Source organism: Salinarchaeum laminariae (genome assembly GCF_023204835.1).
GTDB classification, from domain to species: domain Archaea; phylum Halobacteriota; class Halobacteria; order Halobacteriales; family Salinarchaeaceae; genus Salinarchaeum; species Salinarchaeum laminariae.
Genome location: NZ_CP096270.1, coordinates 2,469,797 through 2,487,312, shown reverse-complemented (window position 1 = coordinate 2,487,312; position 17,516 = coordinate 2,469,797). Strand labels below are relative to the sequence as shown.

General features: G+C 63.9%; 18 protein-coding genes. 8 read left to right on the top strand and 10 right to left on the bottom strand.

What is annotated here, in order from left to right; translation table 11 throughout:
- Positions 1-25: 25 nt before the first annotated feature.
- Positions 26-772, top strand: coding sequence for a Yip1 family protein (locus tag MXF70_RS11740; protein WP_248515821.1), 747 nt, complete (start codon positions 26-28; stop codon positions 770-772).
- A 91-nt stretch (positions 773-863) separates the two neighbouring features.
- Positions 864-1,520, top strand: coding sequence for a dCTP deaminase (dcd, locus tag MXF70_RS11735; protein WP_248515820.1), 657 nt, complete (start codon positions 864-866; stop codon positions 1,518-1,520).
- 22 nt (positions 1,521-1,542) lie between these two features.
- Here dcd and MXF70_RS11730 read toward each other — a convergent pair whose 3' ends face one another.
- The 3 genes from MXF70_RS11730 to MXF70_RS11720 form a co-directional block, all read right to left on the bottom strand.
- Positions 1,543-2,367, bottom strand: coding sequence for a helix-hairpin-helix domain-containing protein (locus MXF70_RS11730; RefSeq protein WP_248515819.1), 825 nt, complete (start codon positions 2,365-2,367; stop codon positions 1,543-1,545).
- 197 nt (positions 2,368-2,564) lie between these two features.
- A complete protein-coding gene (locus MXF70_RS11725; protein WP_248515818.1) occupies positions 2,565-3,236 on the bottom strand; it encodes an alpha/beta hydrolase in 672 nt (223 codons plus the stop codon).
- Positions 3,237-3,405: 169 nt separating this feature from the next.
- Positions 3,406-5,766: a DEAD/DEAH box helicase gene (locus MXF70_RS11720; RefSeq protein ID WP_248515817.1), complete on the bottom strand. Its 2,361-nt coding sequence runs from the start codon at positions 5,764-5,766 to the stop codon at positions 3,406-3,408.
- Between the two features lie 439 nt (positions 5,767-6,205).
- On the opposite strand from MXF70_RS11720, the gene MXF70_RS11715 reads away from it, so the two are divergent.
- The gene (locus tag MXF70_RS11715) at positions 6,206-6,691 is read left to right on the top strand and encodes a DUF456 domain-containing protein (protein WP_248515816.1); all 486 of its coding nucleotides are present in this window, start codon (positions 6,206-6,208) and stop codon (positions 6,689-6,691) included.
- Positions 6,692-6,850: 159 nt separating this feature from the next.
- Here the strand turns inward: MXF70_RS11715 and heR are convergent, their stop codons facing one another.
- Together heR and MXF70_RS11705 are read right to left on the bottom strand one after the other, a co-directional pair.
- Positions 6,851-7,696, bottom strand: a complete 846-nt coding sequence (gene heR, locus MXF70_RS11710; protein ID WP_248515815.1) for a heliorhodopsin HeR — start codon at positions 7,694-7,696, stop codon at positions 6,851-6,853.
- 89 nt (positions 7,697-7,785) lie between these two features.
- Positions 7,786-8,973 carry a redox-regulated ATPase YchF gene (locus tag MXF70_RS11705; RefSeq protein ID WP_248515814.1) on the bottom strand — a complete coding sequence of 396 codons (1,188 nt, stop codon included), beginning with the start codon at positions 8,971-8,973 and terminating at the stop codon, positions 7,786-7,788.
- A 176-nt stretch (positions 8,974-9,149) separates the two neighbouring features.
- On the opposite strand from MXF70_RS11705, the gene MXF70_RS11700 reads away from it, so the two are divergent.
- The 3 genes from MXF70_RS11700 to MXF70_RS11690 all read left to right on the top strand — a co-directional run bounded on the left by MXF70_RS11700 (position 9,150) and on the right by MXF70_RS11690 (position 11,953).
- Positions 9,150-9,944, top strand: coding sequence for a hypothetical protein (locus tag MXF70_RS11700; RefSeq protein ID WP_248515813.1), 795 nt, complete (start codon positions 9,150-9,152; stop codon positions 9,942-9,944).
- Positions 9,945-10,214: 270 nt separating this feature from the next.
- Complete coding sequence (locus tag MXF70_RS11695; RefSeq protein ID WP_248515812.1) at positions 10,215-10,655, top strand: DUF5789 family protein; 441 nt, start codon at positions 10,215-10,217, stop codon at positions 10,653-10,655.
- Between the two features lie 347 nt (positions 10,656-11,002).
- A complete protein-coding gene (locus MXF70_RS11690; protein ID WP_248515811.1) occupies positions 11,003-11,953 on the top strand; it encodes a hypothetical protein in 951 nt (316 codons plus the stop codon).
- 185 nt (positions 11,954-12,138) lie between these two features.
- Here the strand turns inward: MXF70_RS11690 and MXF70_RS11685 are convergent, their stop codons facing one another.
- Positions 12,139-12,894, bottom strand: coding sequence for an aldo/keto reductase (locus tag MXF70_RS11685; RefSeq protein ID WP_248515810.1), 756 nt, complete (start codon positions 12,892-12,894; stop codon positions 12,139-12,141).
- A gap of 58 nt (positions 12,895-12,952) precedes the next feature.
- On the bottom strand, positions 12,953-13,720 hold the full coding sequence (locus tag MXF70_RS11680) for an SDR family NAD(P)-dependent oxidoreductase (protein WP_248515809.1): 768 nt from the start codon (positions 13,718-13,720) through the stop codon (positions 12,953-12,955).
- A gap of 166 nt (positions 13,721-13,886) precedes the next feature.
- Here MXF70_RS11680 and MXF70_RS11675 point away from each other — a divergent pair, with 166 nt between their 5' ends.
- Positions 13,887-14,882 (top strand): CehA/McbA family metallohydrolase domain-containing protein, encoded by a 996-nt coding sequence (locus tag MXF70_RS11675; RefSeq protein WP_248515808.1) that lies wholly within the window; start codon positions 13,887-13,889, stop codon positions 14,880-14,882.
- Positions 14,883-14,956: 74 nt separating this feature from the next.
- Here the strand turns inward: MXF70_RS11675 and MXF70_RS11670 are convergent, their stop codons facing one another.
- Complete coding sequence (locus tag MXF70_RS11670; protein WP_248515807.1) at positions 14,957-15,421, bottom strand: DUF5789 family protein; 465 nt, start codon at positions 15,419-15,421, stop codon at positions 14,957-14,959.
- A gap of 173 nt (positions 15,422-15,594) precedes the next feature.
- On the opposite strand from MXF70_RS11670, the gene MXF70_RS11665 reads away from it, so the two are divergent.
- A complete protein-coding gene (locus MXF70_RS11665) occupies positions 15,595-16,086 on the top strand; it encodes a YciE/YciF ferroxidase family protein (protein WP_248515806.1) in 492 nt (163 codons plus the stop codon).
- Between the two features lie 99 nt (positions 16,087-16,185).
- On the opposite strand, the gene MXF70_RS11660 is transcribed toward MXF70_RS11665, so the two are convergent.
- Together MXF70_RS11660 and MXF70_RS11655 are read right to left on the bottom strand one after the other, a co-directional pair.
- On the bottom strand, positions 16,186-16,848 hold the full coding sequence (locus MXF70_RS11660) for a helix-turn-helix domain-containing protein (protein WP_248515805.1): 663 nt from the start codon (positions 16,846-16,848) through the stop codon (positions 16,186-16,188).
- A gap of 223 nt (positions 16,849-17,071) precedes the next feature.
- Positions 17,072-17,515, bottom strand: a complete 444-nt coding sequence (locus MXF70_RS11655; RefSeq protein ID WP_248515804.1) for a DUF4112 domain-containing protein — start codon at positions 17,513-17,515, stop codon at positions 17,072-17,074.
- Position 17,516: the final 1 nt, after the last annotated feature.

Here is a 17,516-nt window from a genome sequence, read left to right as displayed (position 1 = left end):
AAGCACCAAACACTTGGTGCGCGCCGTGATTGCTGGAAACGTGCTTCCGCCGACGCCGTTCCACCGTCCGGTCACGTTCTTCTCGGACGCGCCCAGGTGGGCCCGTTCCCCCGCGGTCGCGGTCGGCGTCGCGGTTGGGTCGGCTCTCCTGCTGGCGATCGCGGTCTACGCGCTCGGCGTGGAGTTCGCCTCGCAGTTTTCCGAGACCGTCACGGTCGATAACCCCGCCTACCCGGGCGATCAGTTCTGTGAGATAAACGACGGATCGTTCCCAAGTGGACCGGAGGGCCACGATCCGTGTGACGAACCTGCGACGGTCGAGCGCGACCCTGGGCCGATGGTTCGGGAGGCATTCAACGAGGTCGCCGTCTACGCCTTCATCGGCTGGATGCTCGCGTGGGCCGTCGGAGCCATTCTGTTGCACGTCGGCGCGAAGGTCGCCGATGGCGTAGCTGACATGAGCGACACGTTCGCGATCGCAGCCTGGAGCGGGGTTCCGTCTGCGGTTGCGACGCTCCCGACGGTGGCCGTGATAGCGTACGCACTCCGATCCGAGGATCTAACGTTAGAGGATCCAGAAACGACGCAAGCGGCGATCGAGGCCGCACTGGCATCGGTCGAGCCGATCCTCCTCGTGTTGGCGGTCGTCGGGACGACCTGGCAGGCCGCAGTCTGGTACGGTGGATTGCGCGGGCTGCACGATCTCGACAGACAGAAGGCCGGGGTCGTCGCCGCCGTCTTCTGGGTGATCACACTCTTGATGAGTGTATAGTGCCAGGCCACTCGATCCAGCCGCCGCCGACGGTTGGCCAAAACCGCGCCAGACCGCACCATTTACGCCGACCGCCGCGCAGACGACAGGTATGATCCTCTCGGACCGGGACATCCGTCGTCGGCTACAGGACGGCGAACTCCTGATCGAGCCGCTCGACGACCCCGACATGCAGATTCAGCCGGCGAGCGTCGACATGCGCCTGGGCCGTGAGTTCCTCACCTTCCGGCAGTCGAACATTCCCTGTATCCGACCGGATCAGGGATCGGTGGCCGCGGACTACACCGAGCGAACGACGATTCCCGGCTCCAGCGGATCGGGCCAGAAAACGCTCCAGGACGTCGCCGACGAGACCGACGAGCAGACCGATACCATCGACGACGAGTTCATTTTACACCCGGGAGATTTCGTGCTCGCGACGACGAAGGAGCGGGTCGCGATCCCCGACGACCTCATCGCACACGTCGAGGGCCGGTCCTCTCTCGGGCGCCTTGCGATCGTCGTCCACGCGACCGCGGGCATCGTCGATCCTGGATACGAGGGCCAGATAACGCTCGAACTGTCGAATCTCGGCACTGCACCCGTGGCATTGACGCCGGACATGCGAATCTCCCAGCTGACCTTCACCAAACTCAGCTCGGCGGCGGAACGGCCCTACGGCAAGGAGCGTGGCTCGAAGTACCAGGGTCAGAGCGGTCCGCAGGCCTCGAAGATTCAAAACGACCGCGAGTTCGGCGGCGATCAGTAACGGCTGCCGCCTGCGCCAGTCACTACGTGGACTGGGCCACCTCGATCCACTCCTCGGCTCGGCTCGTCGCGACGTCAGCTTCGTCCGCGATCGTCTCCGCAGCTGCGTCTGCGAGTTCCGTCATCGAGTGAATGCCGCCCTCGTAGAGCCGTTCAGCGTACGTCGGGCCGAGTCCGTCGATCACTTCGAGCTGCTCGATCGTCTCTTGTTGCGTATGCCCTCCTTCCTGTCGTGCGTGACCGCTGTCGTTCTGTGCGTCATCGTGATGCGTCGTTCTGGCCTGCTGCGCACCGCGGGTCTGTCCATGGACGGCGCCCCCCTCGTCCGCAGCCTCCAGCCCCTGTTCGGTTGCTGTCACCGTCTCTGATGCAAACTCCTCGCCCTGCCGCTGGGCTGTCTTGGCGACGTCACGAGTCCGACCGGCGCTTTCGATGGCCTGCTTTTCGACGGTAGCGTGGGCGTCTAAGGCCGAATCGACTGATTCGACGACAAGATCGCGCTGCTGAGCGGTGAGGTCCTCGAACGCGTCGAGGAACGCGTTTTCGAACGCCTCCATCGCTGCAGCGCCCTCGTCGTCGTAGGCTTCGAACTGGCGGTCGACGATCGCGCGGAACTCGTCGCCGTTCACCGTGGCCTGGACCGCGTCCGTCTGCGCGTGAAAGAGTCGCCGAGCGAGTTCGGCTCCCTGCTCCTGGGCTTCTCGCTGCATCGCGAATCCATTGTGCATCGTCGTCTGCATGGTGTCTCGCTGTGCCGTGAGCAGCTGCTCGAACAGTCGTTCCCCGAACTCGATCGACCGTCGTTGCAGTTCGAACGCCGCCGCCATGGGATTGGTTGCTGTCGACATCGGGTTTCGTCTGGATCGGGGGGTTCGGCGCCGTTAAATAGTAGTCCCGAACCCTGGGACAACGCCACCATTCCAGTCGCTCCGCACGACGGGATCCTCGGTAACGAGCCGATCGTCCATCTCCGCGCAGCCTGCGATCCTCCACGACGTGAGCGGTAACTCCAGCCGTGTCGAGAGTAACGAGATCATGCGTGCCCTCAGTCGGCACCAGCGCCCTTCAGCAGTCGTCCGACGTGGTCGAGTTCGTCATCGTTGACCGTATGGCCCATTCCCAGGTAGATCTCGACGGTTACGTCCCCACCGAGGGTGTTCAGGGACTCCGCGGTCGCGTGGACGCGATCCTCGGGGATGTGCGGATCGACGTCGCTACAGCCGAGGAAGATCGGCGTGTCGTCGAGATCGGCGTTGGCCTCCGCCAGCGTCGCTTCTTCGTCCCACTCGATACCCTCCGGACCGATTCGTCCGCCAGAGAGTCCAGCCAGCCCACCGTAGCTGGCGGGGTTCCGAGCGAGGAACTCGCTGGAGAGGCAGGCGCCCTGTGAGAACCCGAGGAGGATCACGTGGTCGCGGCCGACGGCGTCGGCTGCACGATCGACGACGCGTCCGAGCAGGTCCAGGGCGCTCGTGAGGTGGGGCTCGTTGGCGTCGATCGGCGCCAGAAACGAGTTCGGGTACCAGGTGTTTCTGGTCGCCTGTGGGGCGAGAACTGCGGGCTCGTCGGCGCCACTGCGCTTGGCCGCCTGTTCGACCAGTTGGACGACGCTGCGTGCCGTGGCACCGCGACCGTGGACCGCTACGACGGCGATAGACGCGTCCTCGAGGTCCGCGCCCGCCGTCACGACGTCCGCTTCTCCGTGGGGATCGCTCATGATACTTCGAACGCCGTCTGGACACTAAGGGCGTCTGGTGGCGGCGAGCGGGGGAGGGTTCAGGGCACGGTATCGCGCCCGATTCGAGCGCGCCAAACTCCGAGGAAACTGCTCGATCTGAACCGGTGTGGACGACAGTCTGGCCACGGAGTGGGACTCGCCTTGGGCCTCACTCGACGGAGACGGTTCGCGTTTCGACGATCGGGTCGATGGGGAGTTCCGGGAAGACGACCTGGATCCGGAGTTCGAGCTCGTTGGCGTCGGCACCGAAGCAGGCGACCGGGACCGTCGTTGCGTCGCTGAGGTAGGTCTCGTCGGCCGTCATCTCCACGTCGTTGACGGTCACGCGAACACCCGCCTGTGCTCCGCCGCCACGGTTGCGGATCGTCGCCTCGCAGAAGGTCCGCTCGCCCGCAGCGATCGAACTCGGGAGCTCCCCCCACTCGATTTCGATTCGTGGAAGCGCCGCCGCGGCTTCGACGATTCGCTCGGCGACGCCGTCACCGACGCCCGCGGCGGCGATCGTCGTTGGCGATGCGCCAGCCACGTCTACCGGCGAGTCGAAGCCGGCCTTGGCCAGCGACTGGGCGCGCCCCTCTCCGACGCCGTCGATGGCGGTCATCGCCGCGGCGTCTGGACCGACGCCGTGTTCGATCCGGGCCTCCAGCCGACAGCACTCGTTTGCCGCTTCGGGGCCAGCGAACTCCTCGAGGACGGCACCGAGTGCAGCGAGCATCCGGAGTGCGTTCTGGCGAATGATCCACGCGTCCGAGCGGAGCGAAGCTGGGGTAGCGCCGGAGACTGCCGCCCGGAGGATCGCGAGAATCTTCCGCTGGCCGTCGGGGAGATCCGTCCCTCGCTCGCCGAGCACTGCGTCGATGGCGTCGGCCTCGTCGCTCCGTGCGGCGACGTCGTCGAACTCGACGGCGGTTGCGACCGCCCGGAGAATCCCGGCCTCGTCGACGTGATCGCGGGTCGCCAGGTCGTGGAACCCACGGGCCGTCTCGAGGCGTAGGTAGAACTGGGAGGCGAGGCGGCCCAGCGCAGTGGGGGCAACGCCATCGGTCCCGCCTGGCCCGTCGAGGTCGAGGAATCCGTCCCCCGCGAGCGAAGCGAGCGTATCGTCGATCTCTCCGGCGAGTGCCTCGCTCGAGTCGTCCGCCCCGTCGTCGGCTGCGACCCCGTCGGCTCGGACGGCGTAGAAGGTCGTGTCGAGCCACTCCAGTGCGTCCGCTCGGGATTCGATCGTTCCGACGCAGACCTCTGCGAGCAGGTGTTCGGGGAGGTCGTTGGAGAGGTTCGAGTGGATCTCAGTGCCCTCGCGGAGCAATCGTCTGTAGCGGTCGGCGTCGGAGCGGTCCGTGACGACCCAGCCGTACCCGACGTCGTCGTAGCCTGGACGGCCTGCGCGGCCGAGCATCTGGAGGACGTCGAGCGGGCTCATCTCGACTTCGCCCTCCAGCGGGTCGTGGTATTTCGTGTCCCGGATGATAACGCAGCGTGCGGGAAGATTGACGCCCCACGCCAGCGTCGATGTCGAGAACAGTAGCTCGATCTGGCCCTCACGGAACCACTGCTCGATCAGGTCCCGGTCGGACTTCGAGAGTCCGGCGTGGTGGTAGGCGACGCCGTCGAGGACGCCCTGCCGGAGTTCGTCGTCCTCGAGTCGTTCGGTTTCGGTGTGGAAATCGTAATCCCCTCGCGCGCCGATCCGGACGTCGCGCTCTGCCAGCTCGTCGCGTGCCTTGGCGGCCGCCCGCTGGGTGTCCTGGCGAGAGGCGACGAACACGAGCGACTGTCCGTCCTCTTCGAGATGTGGCTGTGCGAGGTCGAGCGCGCGGTAGAGTCGCCGGTATTTGTCCGCGAAGGAGTTCTCGCCGTGGCTGTAGGTCTTGACGTCGGCATTGAGTTCGACGGGACGGTGATCCTCGTCGAAGTCAAAGGTGGTCGCGTCGGGTGCATCGAGCCACTCCGCGACCTCCTCGACGTTCGGCATCGTCGCGGAGAGCGCGACGATCCGTGGATCGCAGAGCCGGCGCAGGCGCGAGACTGTGACTTCGAGTGCGCTCCCGCGGCGTTCGGAATCGAGCAGGTGCACCTCGTCGACGACGACGGTTTCGACGTCGGTGACGAAGTCGTACCGGCGGGTGTCGTGTTTGCGCGTCGCGGAGTCGACCTTCTCGGGCGTCATGACGAGGATGTCCGCGCGGCGAGCGCGCCGGGGGTTCAGATCCCGCTCGCCCGTGACGACGTAGACCGAGTAGCCAAGCTCCTCGAAGCGTTCCCAGTCACGTTCTTTCTCGTTGGTGAGCGCCCGCATCGGCGCGACGAACAGCGCCGTGCCGCCAGCGTCGAGCGTCTTGCAGATCGCCAGCTCTGCGATCGCGGTCTTGCCGCTGGCCGTCGGCGCGCTCGCGACGAGGTTGTGATCGGTCTCGAGGATGCCCGGAATCGCCGCTCGCTGCATCGCGTTGAACTCCTCGAACGCGAACGCGTCAGCGAAGTTCGGCAGAACCTCGGCGACTTCCATCTACACAACGAGGCGCTGTCACTCCTCATAGGCGTTTCCGTCACTGGACCGTGCGGAGTGAATGTGGAACTGGTCGGTGACCGATCGACTGGCGCAGTTCGTCGCGGTGGGAAGGCAGTCCCCTGATAACTTGCTGGCGGAGCGTTCTTGCCGGACCCGTTCCTACCATCGGGCGGCCGATGACGACGGCACCGACTCCGAGCCGGTCTCGGCAACCGGCCATGAGGAGCCCTATGAGTGCCGAGGCCCAACTTCGTTAGTAGGCTTCGTCGCTCCGGCGTGGCGAGGACGATTTGCTCGTACTTCTGATCGGTGAAGCTCGCATCCCCAACTGTTCTGCTACTGTCAGTCTCCGGTGTAGCAATCCGCCGTTCGATATCTGTAGCCGCGATTGCCCGATAGGGTCACTTTCACAATCCGAATGGGCGTACGGTCAACCGTGCCACCAACGCTCTGGCTCAGTATTGCATTGTTACTGCTCGTTCTCGGCGTAGTTGGAGCCGTCACGCCGCTCGTCCCCGGCCCGTTGCTCTCGGTTGCCGGCGTTCTTCTCTACTGGTGGAGCACCGGCTTCGGGGAGCCAGGGATCGTCTTCGTCGTCGGCGTCCTCGCCGTCGGGATCGGGGCATTCCTCGTGGATTGGCTCGCCGGGGCGATTTCGACCAAGGCGGGTGGTGCGTCCACGACGAGTGCCGTCGTTGCGGCGATCGTCGGATTTCTCGCGTTCTTCGTTGCTGGTCCGGTAGGCGTTCTGGCCGGCGTCGCAGTGGCCGTGTTCGCCACGGAGTTCTACCTGCAGCGCGACCTGCGGAAGGGGTTCAGGGCGTCCATCTACGCGACAGTCGGATTGCTCGCGTCGGCCGTAGTGCAGGTGCTCATCACGGCAGCGATTCTGGTTGGCTTCCTCCTCGTGCTGGCAGTATAGCTGGCGTTCGTTGGCTGGTCGTCCCTCCTCCGCAGTGAGTTCTACTGTTTCCTCGTGAGGACCTCGACGACGCAGCTCGATCGACGCCGCACCCGGCTGCATTCACCTCTCGCAGTTCTGCCTCGAAGCGGTCACTGGGAACCCCCAGCGGGCGATCGCTCAGACCGGCGAGGTGATCGTCCCGAAGTAGACCTGCCAGGCAAGCAGGGACTTCGCGACCAGACTGAGCAGAATGTAGGTTTTCTCGCCGAATAGATAGTCCTCCCAGCGCCAGAATCGCCGGTACTGGAAGATCATGGTGAGCGCGAAACAGTTGAAGAACAGGAAGATCGAGACGTAGATGTAGAGGACGAAGTCGGGCACGTTCCCACCGCTTGCGGTGAGCGAGCCTGCGATGGCGATAGCGATCACGATCCACGGAACGAGGCCGGCGATCGTGCCGACGACGTACGGCGACCAGTCGACGTCCTCACGTGCGAACTCGTTTCGGGACTCCATCAACAGCCCTGAGAGGTTCATCACGGCCACGAGTCCGAAGAGGGCTACGAGCGTCCCGCCGTCCCAGATCCCAGCGAGCATCGCGACCACGACGATCATCAGCGACGCGCTCACGGCGTACTCATACCAGCGGTAGGGGTTCATCCCCCGTTCCAGATACGCGACGTAGCTGTCGTACCGGAGCGTCGCGATTGTGGCGTGGGCCAGCGCCGAGACGAAGAGGAATCCAGCGACGAGTAGCGGCAGGGTGACCTCGGCCCACTCGACGCTGATTGGGGCGATCGTCTCCGTGGCAGGATCGAACTCGTATCGCGTCCGAGTGATCGGCCAGCGAACGGGTGAAGCGAGCGCCACCATCAGTGCGCCCTGGAGAAAGTGAATGACTGCCATCACCGCGTTCCAGCGACGGAGACGTCGATACCGTGAGGCGTCGACAGGCGAGTTCGCGTCGGTGGACGAGGCCGGGGTCTCTGCGCTACCGGTCTGTGTGCCATCGGGGCTCGTCATTCGCGAAACAACGCTTCGGCGTCGGAAATGTATACGGGGCTACAACCTGGTCCCCCTTTTCAGGCGTCGTCGGGACGCACCTCCCGCAATTACTGATTCGTCGAGATGATCTCGACGACGTCGCGATGTTCCAGCACCGTGTCAGCGCTCACCTGTCGGCTGTCACGGCAATCGATTGCGTGGAGAAACCCGTCCCCGATGTCGGAGTGGAGGTGGTAGGCGAACTCCTCGGCAGTCGCGTCCGCAGGGAGGAGGAAGCAATCGCGGAATGGGCCGTTCGTCCAGTTGCCCGAATCCGTGCCGGGAAACACGGCTTTGAGATCGAGCACGTCGAAGGCCGCGGCCTCGAGCGCGCGCTGGACGCCGGTGCCGTCGTAGCGCTCGACGAACGACTGGATCTGCTCGAGCCCCGCTGCTTTCTCCTCGGGGAGGTCGCCGACGATCTCGAACTCGGCGTCGCCTGGCGTGTACTCGATCGCTCCCTGCTCGTTCGCGTTCTTTAGGGCCTTCTCCGCGTGCGCGGAGACGGGAACGAACTCGAGGTGATCGTACTCGGGGTCGTCGGTGATCGACTCCCAGTTTTCCTGCGCTTCGGGCGTGTCCATCTTGTTGGCGGCGACGACCATCGGCTTGGTCCGTTTGCGGATCTCGCGAGCGAGCGACTCTCGCTCCTCTGGCTCCCACTCCATGGGCGTAACCTCGAGGCCGAGACCGAGAATTACCTGCTTGACCTCCGCTGCAATGATTCCAAACGCGGAGAGTTGCTCGGCGAGCACGTCCTCGGGATCGTCGTCGGCCATGTGACGGTCGGCGTAGCGCTGGATTCCCTTCTCGAGGATGTCGAGGTACCAGGCGTCGAGTTCGTCTTCGAGGAAGTCGATGTCCTTGCGGGGGTCGTGCCCTTCCGTGGACTCGCCTTCGAGATCGGTCGTGCCGGAGAAGTCGACGACGTGGACGAGGACGTCGGTCTCGTTCAAGTCGGTCAAGAACTGGTTCCCGAGCCCCTTCCCCTCGTGAGCGCCGGGGACGAGCCCGGCCACGTCGACGAGCTTGACCGGGACGAACCGCGTACCGTCCTCGCAGGCGCCGACGGACGGCTGGCAGGTCTTCTCGAACTCGGGTGCGGCGCAGTCCGTCCGGACGTACGCTTCGCCGATGCTGGGGTCGATCGTGGTGAACGGGTACGCCCCTTCGGGCACGTCGTTCATCGTCGCAGCGTTGAAGAACGTCGACTTGCCCACGGAGGGCTTGCCGACGAGACCGATCCGATAGCTCATTGCAGATGGATTCGCGTGGGTGCCTATACGGATTTCCAACTCGATCCCCGTGTGCGTGAGGTTGTCAGTGGTGACTATCTGATCGCGTTCCGTGTAGGTGGGTATTTTCGTCTGGAGTACCAGGTTCCGGTAATGACGTTCGAACTGGGAACTACACCGAACGGAGGCCCGCATCGATGAACCCAACGCGCGTCGACTTCGCGGTCGACCTCGCGTACGGCGTGATGATCTTCGTCGCAATCATCCTGCTCGTCCAGGTCGGTACCGGTATTGGGATCGCATTCGGTCTGGGCGTGCTGGCGTCCTACGTAATTCACGTCGCCTGGAAGATGGCCCGGTTCGATCCCGACTGGATGACGCGACAGGTCGCCGAACGCGTCGAACAGACCGTCGGGGAGACGGTGAGCAAAGAGGTCGAGGACACTGTCAGTAAGGAAGTCGAGGAGAGCGTGAGCGGAACGGTCAGCAAAGAGGTCGAAGAAACCGTGACTGACACGGTGAGCAAGGAGGTCGAAGAGACCGTCAGCGACACCGTAAGCAAGGAAGTGCAGGACACTGTCAGCAAAGAGATGGAAGAGACGGTGAGCAAGGAGGTCGAGGAGACCGTCAGCGACACCGTGAGCAAGGAGATGGAGGAGACGGTTAGCAAAGAGGTCGAGGACACTGTCAGCAAGGAGATGGAAGAGACGGTGAGCAAGGAGGTCGAAGAGACCGTCAGCGACACGGTCAGCAAAGAGATGGAGGAGACGGTGAGCAGGGAGGTAGAGGACACTGTCAGCAAGGAAGTCGAGGAGACAGTGAGCAAGGAGGTCGACAACGTCGCCGAAACCGTCGGCGAGACCGTCAGTGAGGACGTAACCAAGACGGTCGAGGAGACGGTACACGACGAAGTCGAGAAGAAAGTCAACGAAGCCTCGGCCGAATCTGACGAGTCCGACGAGGGCAAAACGGCGACGGCGGACGAGGACTGAACGCTCGGGTGCCGTGGGCGTGCGTCGGTCTGATCGGTTAACCTATTTTTGCTCGCAGTCCGGCTGTTCGCGCAGACTCGCCAGATCTAGACCATTCGTAGCATCCCGTGTACGTGAAGCCGCGGGCACAACTGCGTGGACGAGATTGCTGGCGCCCCGTGCCAGTTGCTCCTCACGCGCGTCTTCGATCGATTTTGTACCGGGAATGCGGGCGGCTGTGGGGTCGGAATCCGGACAAACGATTTGACGCTGGCGACCGAACAGATCCGTATGGTCCCCTCCGAAGATAGCGATCGAGTCGAAGGCGTCGACTTCGCAACAATCGATGAGGTCCTGGACGACGTCTCCTTCCCGATCACCGCCGACGAGCTGATCGACCAGCACGGCGACGTCGCGATCGAGCGAACCAACGCAGACCCGATCACGCTGGCCGAGCTGTTCGACTTCATGGGCGACGACACGTTCGAGTCGGCCGACGGCGTCCGCCAGATGGTCATGAGTCAGATGCCACGCGAGAGCGTCGGTCCCTCGAACTACTCGGATCGGGGGGGTGCGACGCCCACGGAAACCGAGGCTGCGGAGGCTGCCGAGGAGCAATCCAGCAGCGACCTCCAGGACGGCTCGGCGACGGACCGGGACGTCGACGCGGACGGCGAACACCACGATGACGACGATTACGAGACGGAAGACGAGGCTGACGGTGACGCGTAATGCGCCATCGCCAGCGTACCAACGGCCAGTGGCCACTGTCGCTCCGGTCAGTCCGACGCAGTCGTCTCCAGATCGTTGCAGGTGACTGATGCACAGCTCCACGGACCGGCGCACTGTGCTCGACCGGCGGCTGGAGCGTCGGTCGTCAGCAGATCCCCGACCACCCGTACTGCCGGCTATCTGGAACACCCATCGTCCCTGTTCCGGCACGTGAGACCTGACGATAGCACGCAACCGTCCGACGACGCCCTCCACCGATCATGAACGTCCAGCTCATTCGATTGAACGATGCCGTAGCGATGGTAGAGGAGCCGTTACTCCGGCCGAGTGATAGCTGTTCACACATCATGGCGCTACACCTCGATGTGCGAACGCCCGGGACTCTTGGCGTCCTCCGCTGTATCGGTAGCAGGGATGGCCGAGTCCACATTCCTGGGTTCGTCGACCGTAGCGTGCTCCGGGTCGTGGAGATGGACTCGGAGTACGCTGCAAGGATGGGGCCGCAGCTCCAGATAGACGGAACAGAGGCTATCCTGTCCGTTCTCGACGAGTACGGGAGAACGGAGTTTCTGGGGTACGAAGACCCGATTCTCTACCGGTTCGACGGCGCCGAGGACCAGCTGCACCTCTACTGTACGATTCCGTTTTACGATCCCGAAGAGGAGGGTGCAGTGCTCTACCTCGGGCACGCGAGCGGCCCCGATCTCCATTCACTCACGATGCAGGAACCAGTGCTCGGTCCGGAGTCCGGCGTCCATCACGGTGCGAAAGAGCCCGCAATCGCTCCGGTGTCCGCCGAGGGCCACCGGTACAATCTCGTCGAGTCGACCGACACCGAGGATGGAACGACGTACTCCGTGCTGCGGTCGGTGATCGCGAGCGATCCCAGCGGCCCCTGGGAGTACGGTGATATTGTGCTTCACCCGGCGCGTCGAGGAGAAGAGTGGTGTGCCGGCCACGTCTCGCCAGGCCCGTTTCTCCCGCAGTCGTTCCTCGATGTCGGCGACGGGAAACGCGTCGGCTTCCTGAATGGTCGCGAGACGGAGCGCTGGCATGGGGATACACTCGGGTTCGGCGCGTTCACGATCGGGCTCATGCTCTACGATTACGAGCAGGGTGTCGTCGAGTGGATCTCGGAGGAGCCGTTGATCGAGGATCCCGACGCTCACACGATCACGTTCGCAAGCGAGTTTCGCCAGACCGCCCCCGATCGTGGACTCATCTACGCGCACGTCGACGACTCGTTCATTCGGGTCTACCAGGTCGACGCCACGGCGCTTGAGTCCTACCTCCCGTAACTGCCGGCCGCGGATCGAGTTCAGTTTCGGCCAATCGGCGCGTATCCGCGGCAGGCCATTCGGCGGAGCTGAGGTCTCTCAGTAGATCCGGGTTCGTTCAGTAGATCTCGTCAGTTCTGAAAGCCTCAGTGACTGTTCTTCGAGAGAATATGTGTTCGGTCGCCAGAGGGACGCCGCCCGCCTGGTCACTCGGGATAGAGTTCGTGCTCGCGTTCGACCCCGTCGATTGCGTCGACGTCCTCTTTCGTGAGCTCCACGTCCAGCGCTGCCCAGTTCGACTGCTGGTGGGTTCGGCTCGATGCCTTCGGGATCGGATGGATTCCTTTCGCGAGCAGCCACGCGAGGCTCGCCTGCTCGGGCGCGATCCCGTGGCGATCCGCGACCTCGACGACGGCGTCCACGGAACTGACCTCACCACCCGACAGCGGCGAGTAGGAGACCAGCGGATATCCGTGCTCTCGGGCGTGTTCGAGCCGGTCTTCGGGCTGGAAGAGCGGATGGTACTCGACCTGATTCGCTGCCGGCGGGCGTCCCAGCACTTCCTCGAATCGGTCGATGTCGGGCAGTTCGAAGTTGCTGACGCCGATAGCGTCGATGAGTCCGTCCTCACGAAGTGATTCCATCGCTGGGAGCGTGCTCGATGGCTCGTACTCTCCCTTCGGGCGGTGGATGTACAGCAGTTCGACCGAATCAAGGCCGAGCCGATCGAGGCTCGCTTCGGTGCTTTCCCGAACGTCGTCGAGCTGGTCGATCCAGAGTTTCGTCGCGACGACCAGCTCCTCGCGATCGACGCCGCTCGCGGTGATCCCATCGCCGACGACGGATTCGTTGTCGTAGATTTGCGCGGTGTCCAGATGTCGGTAGCCGAGGTCGATCGCCGAGCCGATCGCGTCCGGGTCGTCGATCCCCATCGTCCCGAGACCGAGTGACGGTAGTTCCATACGGCCCGTTCCGAGCCCAATCGGAACTGTGTGCCGATCACGGCAGTTCAGACGGCGGTCAGCGAACCGTATAGCCGCCGTCGATGACGACCGACTCTCCGGTCACGTAGCTCGACGCGTCGGACGCGAGATACACGACCAGCGGCGCGATCGCCTCCGGTTCGGCGAACTCGTCGACGAGCATCTCCGATCGCCACGTTTCGAGTTGTTCGTCCGCTTCGGCGTCGAGCCCGGTATCCACGAAGCCGGGATTGACGTTGTTCACGCGAATGTCGTCCTCGGCCCACTCGGAGGCGAGTTGGTTCTTGAGTGCTTCCAACCCGCCTTTCGACGCCTGATAGTCGACCTGGTGTTTCGGGTAGTTCGCGACGAAGGCTGACATCGACGAGACGTTGATGAGTACCCCACCGCCGCCCTCGCGCATGACCTCGCCAACGTACTTCGCAGTCCGATAAGCCCCGGTGAGGTTTACGTCGAGCGTGTGCTGGAACTCCGCGACCGATTTTTCCTCGACGGCGTTGTGCTGGACGATTCCGGCATTGTTGATGAGGATGTCCACGCCGCCGAACTCGTCGACGGTCCGATCGACCATCGCCTGGACGTCGGATTCCTCTGTGACGTCCGTCGGGACTGCAAGGGTCTGCACGCCGAACTCGTCGGCGATCTCTTCGGCAGCACGGTCTCCAGCCGCGGCATCGCGGTTGGCAATCACGACGTTCGCTCCAACGTCTGCAAGCCCGTCCGCGATCGCCCTGCCGATGCCACGGTTCCCGCCCGTCACAATTGCCGTCCGTCCATCGAGCCGGAACTGATCGAGGATACTCATGGCTACGTGAAGGTCGGGATCTCGGTTAACGCTGGTCGTACCGGCGATGGAACCACCCAACGCTCCGATCCTGTTGGGGTAGTTTCTGTGCTGCCTACTCGACGATCGCGGGCGAACGATCCCTTGCCCGACGACTTACCCGTCCTGAGTCCCTGTCTTCGACCGAATGCGAACCCTCCAGCTGAACCCCTACGAGGGAGTTGCCTGGGACGCCGTCGAGGCCCACCAGGCGCAGCTCCACGCACACACCTCCCACCCACTGACCGAGGGGCACAGCGGGACCGACCCGCCCGCCACCGTCATCGACGACTACGCCGAAGCAGGCTACTCGGTTCTCGCGCTCACCGGTCACGAGTACGCGACTGATGGCACGACGTGGCCATGGAATGACTGGGAGCGCTCCCCGGACCAAATCGGGATGATGGCGATTCAGGCGGCCGAGCTCGGGGGCAGTGAGGACGGACTCGATCGCGACCTCTTGAGCTACTTCTCACAGCTCGCAGATACCGCCGGAATGACCGTCTCCGACGCGCTCACGGCAATCGGTGAACGGGACGGGCTGGCGGTCTTTCCGCATCCCGGTCGTTATCCCGAGGACGCGGCGTGGTACGTCGATCACTTCCGCACTCACCCACATCTCCTCGGGGTCGAGGTGGTCAACGCAGCGGACAGATATCCGACGGATCGCGACGTGTGGGACGCGCTCCAGGGCCTGCTCGGCAACGATCGGCCTGTCTGGGGGTTCGCCAACGACGACTACCACGGCCGAGGCGCTGGCTACTCCTTCGATCGATCCCGCAACGTCCTGTTCCTCGAGGACCTCTCGGCGGCTGCGGTCCGCCAGGCGCTGGTCGATGGACGGTTCGTCTATCAACACATCGTCGAGGGAGACCAGTCGGGTCGAGACGGCAGCGCTCGCGAGGCTGCGCTCGAACCTCCCGTCATCGAGGCAATCGAGCACGATCCCGATCGCGGCGAACTCCACGTCCAGGCCCGTTACTGGACCGAGATTCAGTGGGCGTCTGCCGGCGAGATCGTCGCGACAGGTCCGCGGCTGCACTACCGCGACGTCGACGGCATCGGCGAGTACGTTCGGGCGAGACTCGTCGCCGAGAGTGGTAGCGAGACGGGGACGCAGCCGTTCTTGCTCGGCCAGACGTAATCCGCGGCTTTGGGGACTGCCGCAGTTTCGCCGCCGTTGCTCACCCTACTGAAAATTCTGCTGAGGTCGGCGATTCACTGTGCATCGTCGGAGTCCGAACCGGACGCTCGATCGTCGGATGCCTGTTCCTGGCTCGCCCGTTGTTGGGCTGGATGACCATCAAGGTCGCTATCGGCTTGGGCCGGTGGCTGCTCGTCGTCCGCGCGCTCTTCGCTCCAGACGGCACCACCGCTGGCTGCGTCGGGACGTAGATCGCGATACGCACCGTCCTCGAACTCCGAGAGGAACGCTCTGTAGGCGGCCTCGGCGTCCTCGAACTGATCGTCCATCCGGTCGAATGCGCTATCGAGCGATTCGGTTTCGTTGGGAAGATCGATCGAGCCGTCGGCGTACGTACCGGCGAGCTCCTCGCTGGTCGTCGGGTAGCTGCGTTCGCCGAGGTCGGCACGTACCGACGCGAAGACATCCTCGATGGACGACTCACGTTCGTTCTTCCGCCGTTTCGATCCAGCCTCGACGTCCTCGTGATCGTTCGCCATACAGCGCATTCGCCCGGAACCCAGAAACGTCCCGTGCCGGCACAGGACGGGTGCGGTTTGTGCACGATCGACAGACGTGAGCCACCCGACGCTCGTCACCGCCCGTAGCTGCCTGCACACACAGCGCGACGACTGAATGCCTCGGCAGCCGGACCTAGACGTGGCGATCCCACATGACGACAGACTCCACCGAACAGCTCCTCGTCGACGGCCTCCAGGAGCTGTACTACGCCGAAGAGCAGCTACTCGACGCGCTGGAAACGCTCGCTGAACAGACCGAGGACGAGCAGACCAGCCAGGCCTTCTCGGAGCATCGCGAAGAGACCAAGGGCCAGATCCACCGACTCGAACGGATCTTCGAGGACATGGGCGTCGATTCCGAACCCCGCGAGGAACCCGTTATCGATGCCTTGATTCAGGAACACGAGGCGTTCTCCAGCGAGAACGACGGCGAGGTGCTCGATCGGTACAACATGGCCACGGGCCAGAAGACGGAGCACTACGAGATCGCTGCCTACGGCAACCTCACGTCGATGGCCGAAAAGCTCGGCTACGACGAAGCTGCCGACCTGCTCGAACAGACGCTTCGCGAGGAAGAGGAGGCGCTCGAGGAGGTCACAGAGTCGAGCGAGCAGTTCGACCGACAGAAAATCTCGAGCGACTGACGGCCTGCAACATTCCGCTCCGGTCCGAGCGGATGCTTGCCCAATGACACCTGCCCGGGCGCCTTCCCCCGGGCAGTTGGTCGTTCGGCGCGGCTTCCGTTACTCTGCGTCGTCAGCCGTTCCGACGAGGAGCGTGTCTTCCATGAGCGCTCCCGTCCCCCGCCGCAGCTGTTCGGAGAGCGCCTGATGTGAGACTGAGAGCTCTTCTGAGAGCTCCTCGAGTGTTACTGACCGTGGCACGTCGTAGTATCCCCGTTTCGCTGCCTCCACGAGCGCGGCGTACTGGTCGTCCGTGAGCCCGTAGCGACCAGCCGGATCGCCGTCCATCTCCCGGATCGACTCCACGTCGAACGTGAGGCCGTGTTCTGCGACGAACTCGTGAGTCTGGGAGAAGTACTCCCGATTCGGGTAGAGCGCCCGGAGCTGCCACGTTCCGTCTCGACCGTGTGCGTCGAGCACCGTTGCCTCCCCGTTGGTGATCATGTGGAGCAGCAGGCGAACGTGATCGACCCACTGCATCTGGTAGAGGGCTTCCGCCTCGAAGAGTGACAGGCAGTTCACCGCATCGACTGTCGGGTCCGCTTCCAGGGCCGCTTCCACGGCATCGTTCTCCCTCGAGCGAACCCAGAGGAGAGGCAGAATCGAGCGCTCGCCGCTCTGGACGATACGTTCACACTCGAACTCGACCTCGGGCAGTTCCTGAAGGGTATGGCTGAGCGCGAACTCCTCGGCGGGGACCGTTCCGCGAATGATGATCGCCACGACTGCTCGTACTGCTTCATGGCCCAAGAATCGACTTCCGACGTAGGGGCCGGCTGGCTACGAGGTTATTCCCGATCGGGCCCCGTTCCTGGCCCGTCCCTGCTGACCAGTCCATCACGGCTGATCTGGTGAGGTGCGGTTTCCCCGACGAAATCGCCCGAAATTCTCGTGGCGCGTTGATCGGCACTTCGGTCCGACGGGATCGATCCGTCCTCGAACTGATCTACACGTTTTCGAGGTGTCGTTCGAGGCTTCGTGCGTTCCAGACGTTGGCCTTCCAGAACGCGTCGAACAGCGTACCGAGCACCGGAACCGATCCAACAATGGCGTCCACCACGACGAGCGAGAGCATCTTCGCGATCGTGCTCCGCGGCGCGTCGAGGCGGTATGCCTCCGCGATCGGGTACAACGATAGTGCTGCTGCGACTGTGTCACCACCCGCTGGCAAGATGCCGAGTAGTGGATCGATTCCGAACCGGACGTCCGTCCCAGGGATCCGGATCGACTCGTCGAGGAGATGGGCGACGCCCTCGACGCGTTCGAGCGCAGCCTGCTCCCTCTGTGTCATGTCCGACCCGCTCGCTGGGTCGTCGATCGTTACGTCGATCGTCCGAGACTGGTTCACGTCCTCGTCCGTCAGTGACTCGGCGGGTCGATCCTGCTCCATA

Coding starts and splice junctions, on each gene's coding strand:
- dcd (WP_248515820.1), top strand. CDS start 864: ATGATCCTCTCGGACCGGGACATCCGTCGTCGGCTACAGGACGGCGAA.
- MXF70_RS11730 (WP_248515819.1), bottom strand. CDS start 2,367: ATGTCGACAGCAACCAATCCCATGGCGGCGGCGTTCGAACTGCAACGA.
- MXF70_RS11725 (WP_248515818.1), bottom strand. CDS start 3,236: ATGAGCGATCCCCACGGAGAAGCGGACGTCGTGACGGCGGGCGCGGAC.
- MXF70_RS11720 (WP_248515817.1), bottom strand. CDS start 5,766: ATGGAAGTCGCCGAGGTTCTGCCGAACTTCGCTGACGCGTTCGCGTTC.
- heR (WP_248515815.1), bottom strand. CDS start 7,696: ATGACGAGCCCCGATGGCACACAGACCGGTAGCGCAGAGACCCCGGCC.
- MXF70_RS11705 (WP_248515814.1), bottom strand. CDS start 8,973: ATGAGCTATCGGATCGGTCTCGTCGGCAAGCCCTCCGTGGGCAAGTCG.
- MXF70_RS11700 (WP_248515813.1), top strand. CDS start 9,150: ATGAACCCAACGCGCGTCGACTTCGCGGTCGACCTCGCGTACGGCGTG.
- MXF70_RS11695 (WP_248515812.1), top strand. CDS start 10,215: ATGGTCCCCTCCGAAGATAGCGATCGAGTCGAAGGCGTCGACTTCGCA.
- MXF70_RS11690 (WP_248515811.1), top strand. CDS start 11,003: ATGGCGCTACACCTCGATGTGCGAACGCCCGGGACTCTTGGCGTCCTC.
- MXF70_RS11685 (WP_248515810.1), bottom strand. CDS start 12,894: ATGGAACTACCGTCACTCGGTCTCGGGACGATGGGGATCGACGACCCG.
- MXF70_RS11680 (WP_248515809.1), bottom strand. CDS start 13,720: ATGAGTATCCTCGATCAGTTCCGGCTCGATGGACGGACGGCAATTGTG.
- MXF70_RS11675 (WP_248515808.1), top strand. CDS start 13,887: ATGCGAACCCTCCAGCTGAACCCCTACGAGGGAGTTGCCTGGGACGCC.
- MXF70_RS11670 (WP_248515807.1), bottom strand. CDS start 15,421: ATGGCGAACGATCACGAGGACGTCGAGGCTGGATCGAAACGGCGGAAG.
- MXF70_RS11665 (WP_248515806.1), top strand. CDS start 15,595: ATGACGACAGACTCCACCGAACAGCTCCTCGTCGACGGCCTCCAGGAG.
- MXF70_RS11655 (WP_248515804.1), bottom strand. CDS start 17,515: ATGGAGCAGGATCGACCCGCCGAGTCACTGACGGACGAGGACGTGAAC.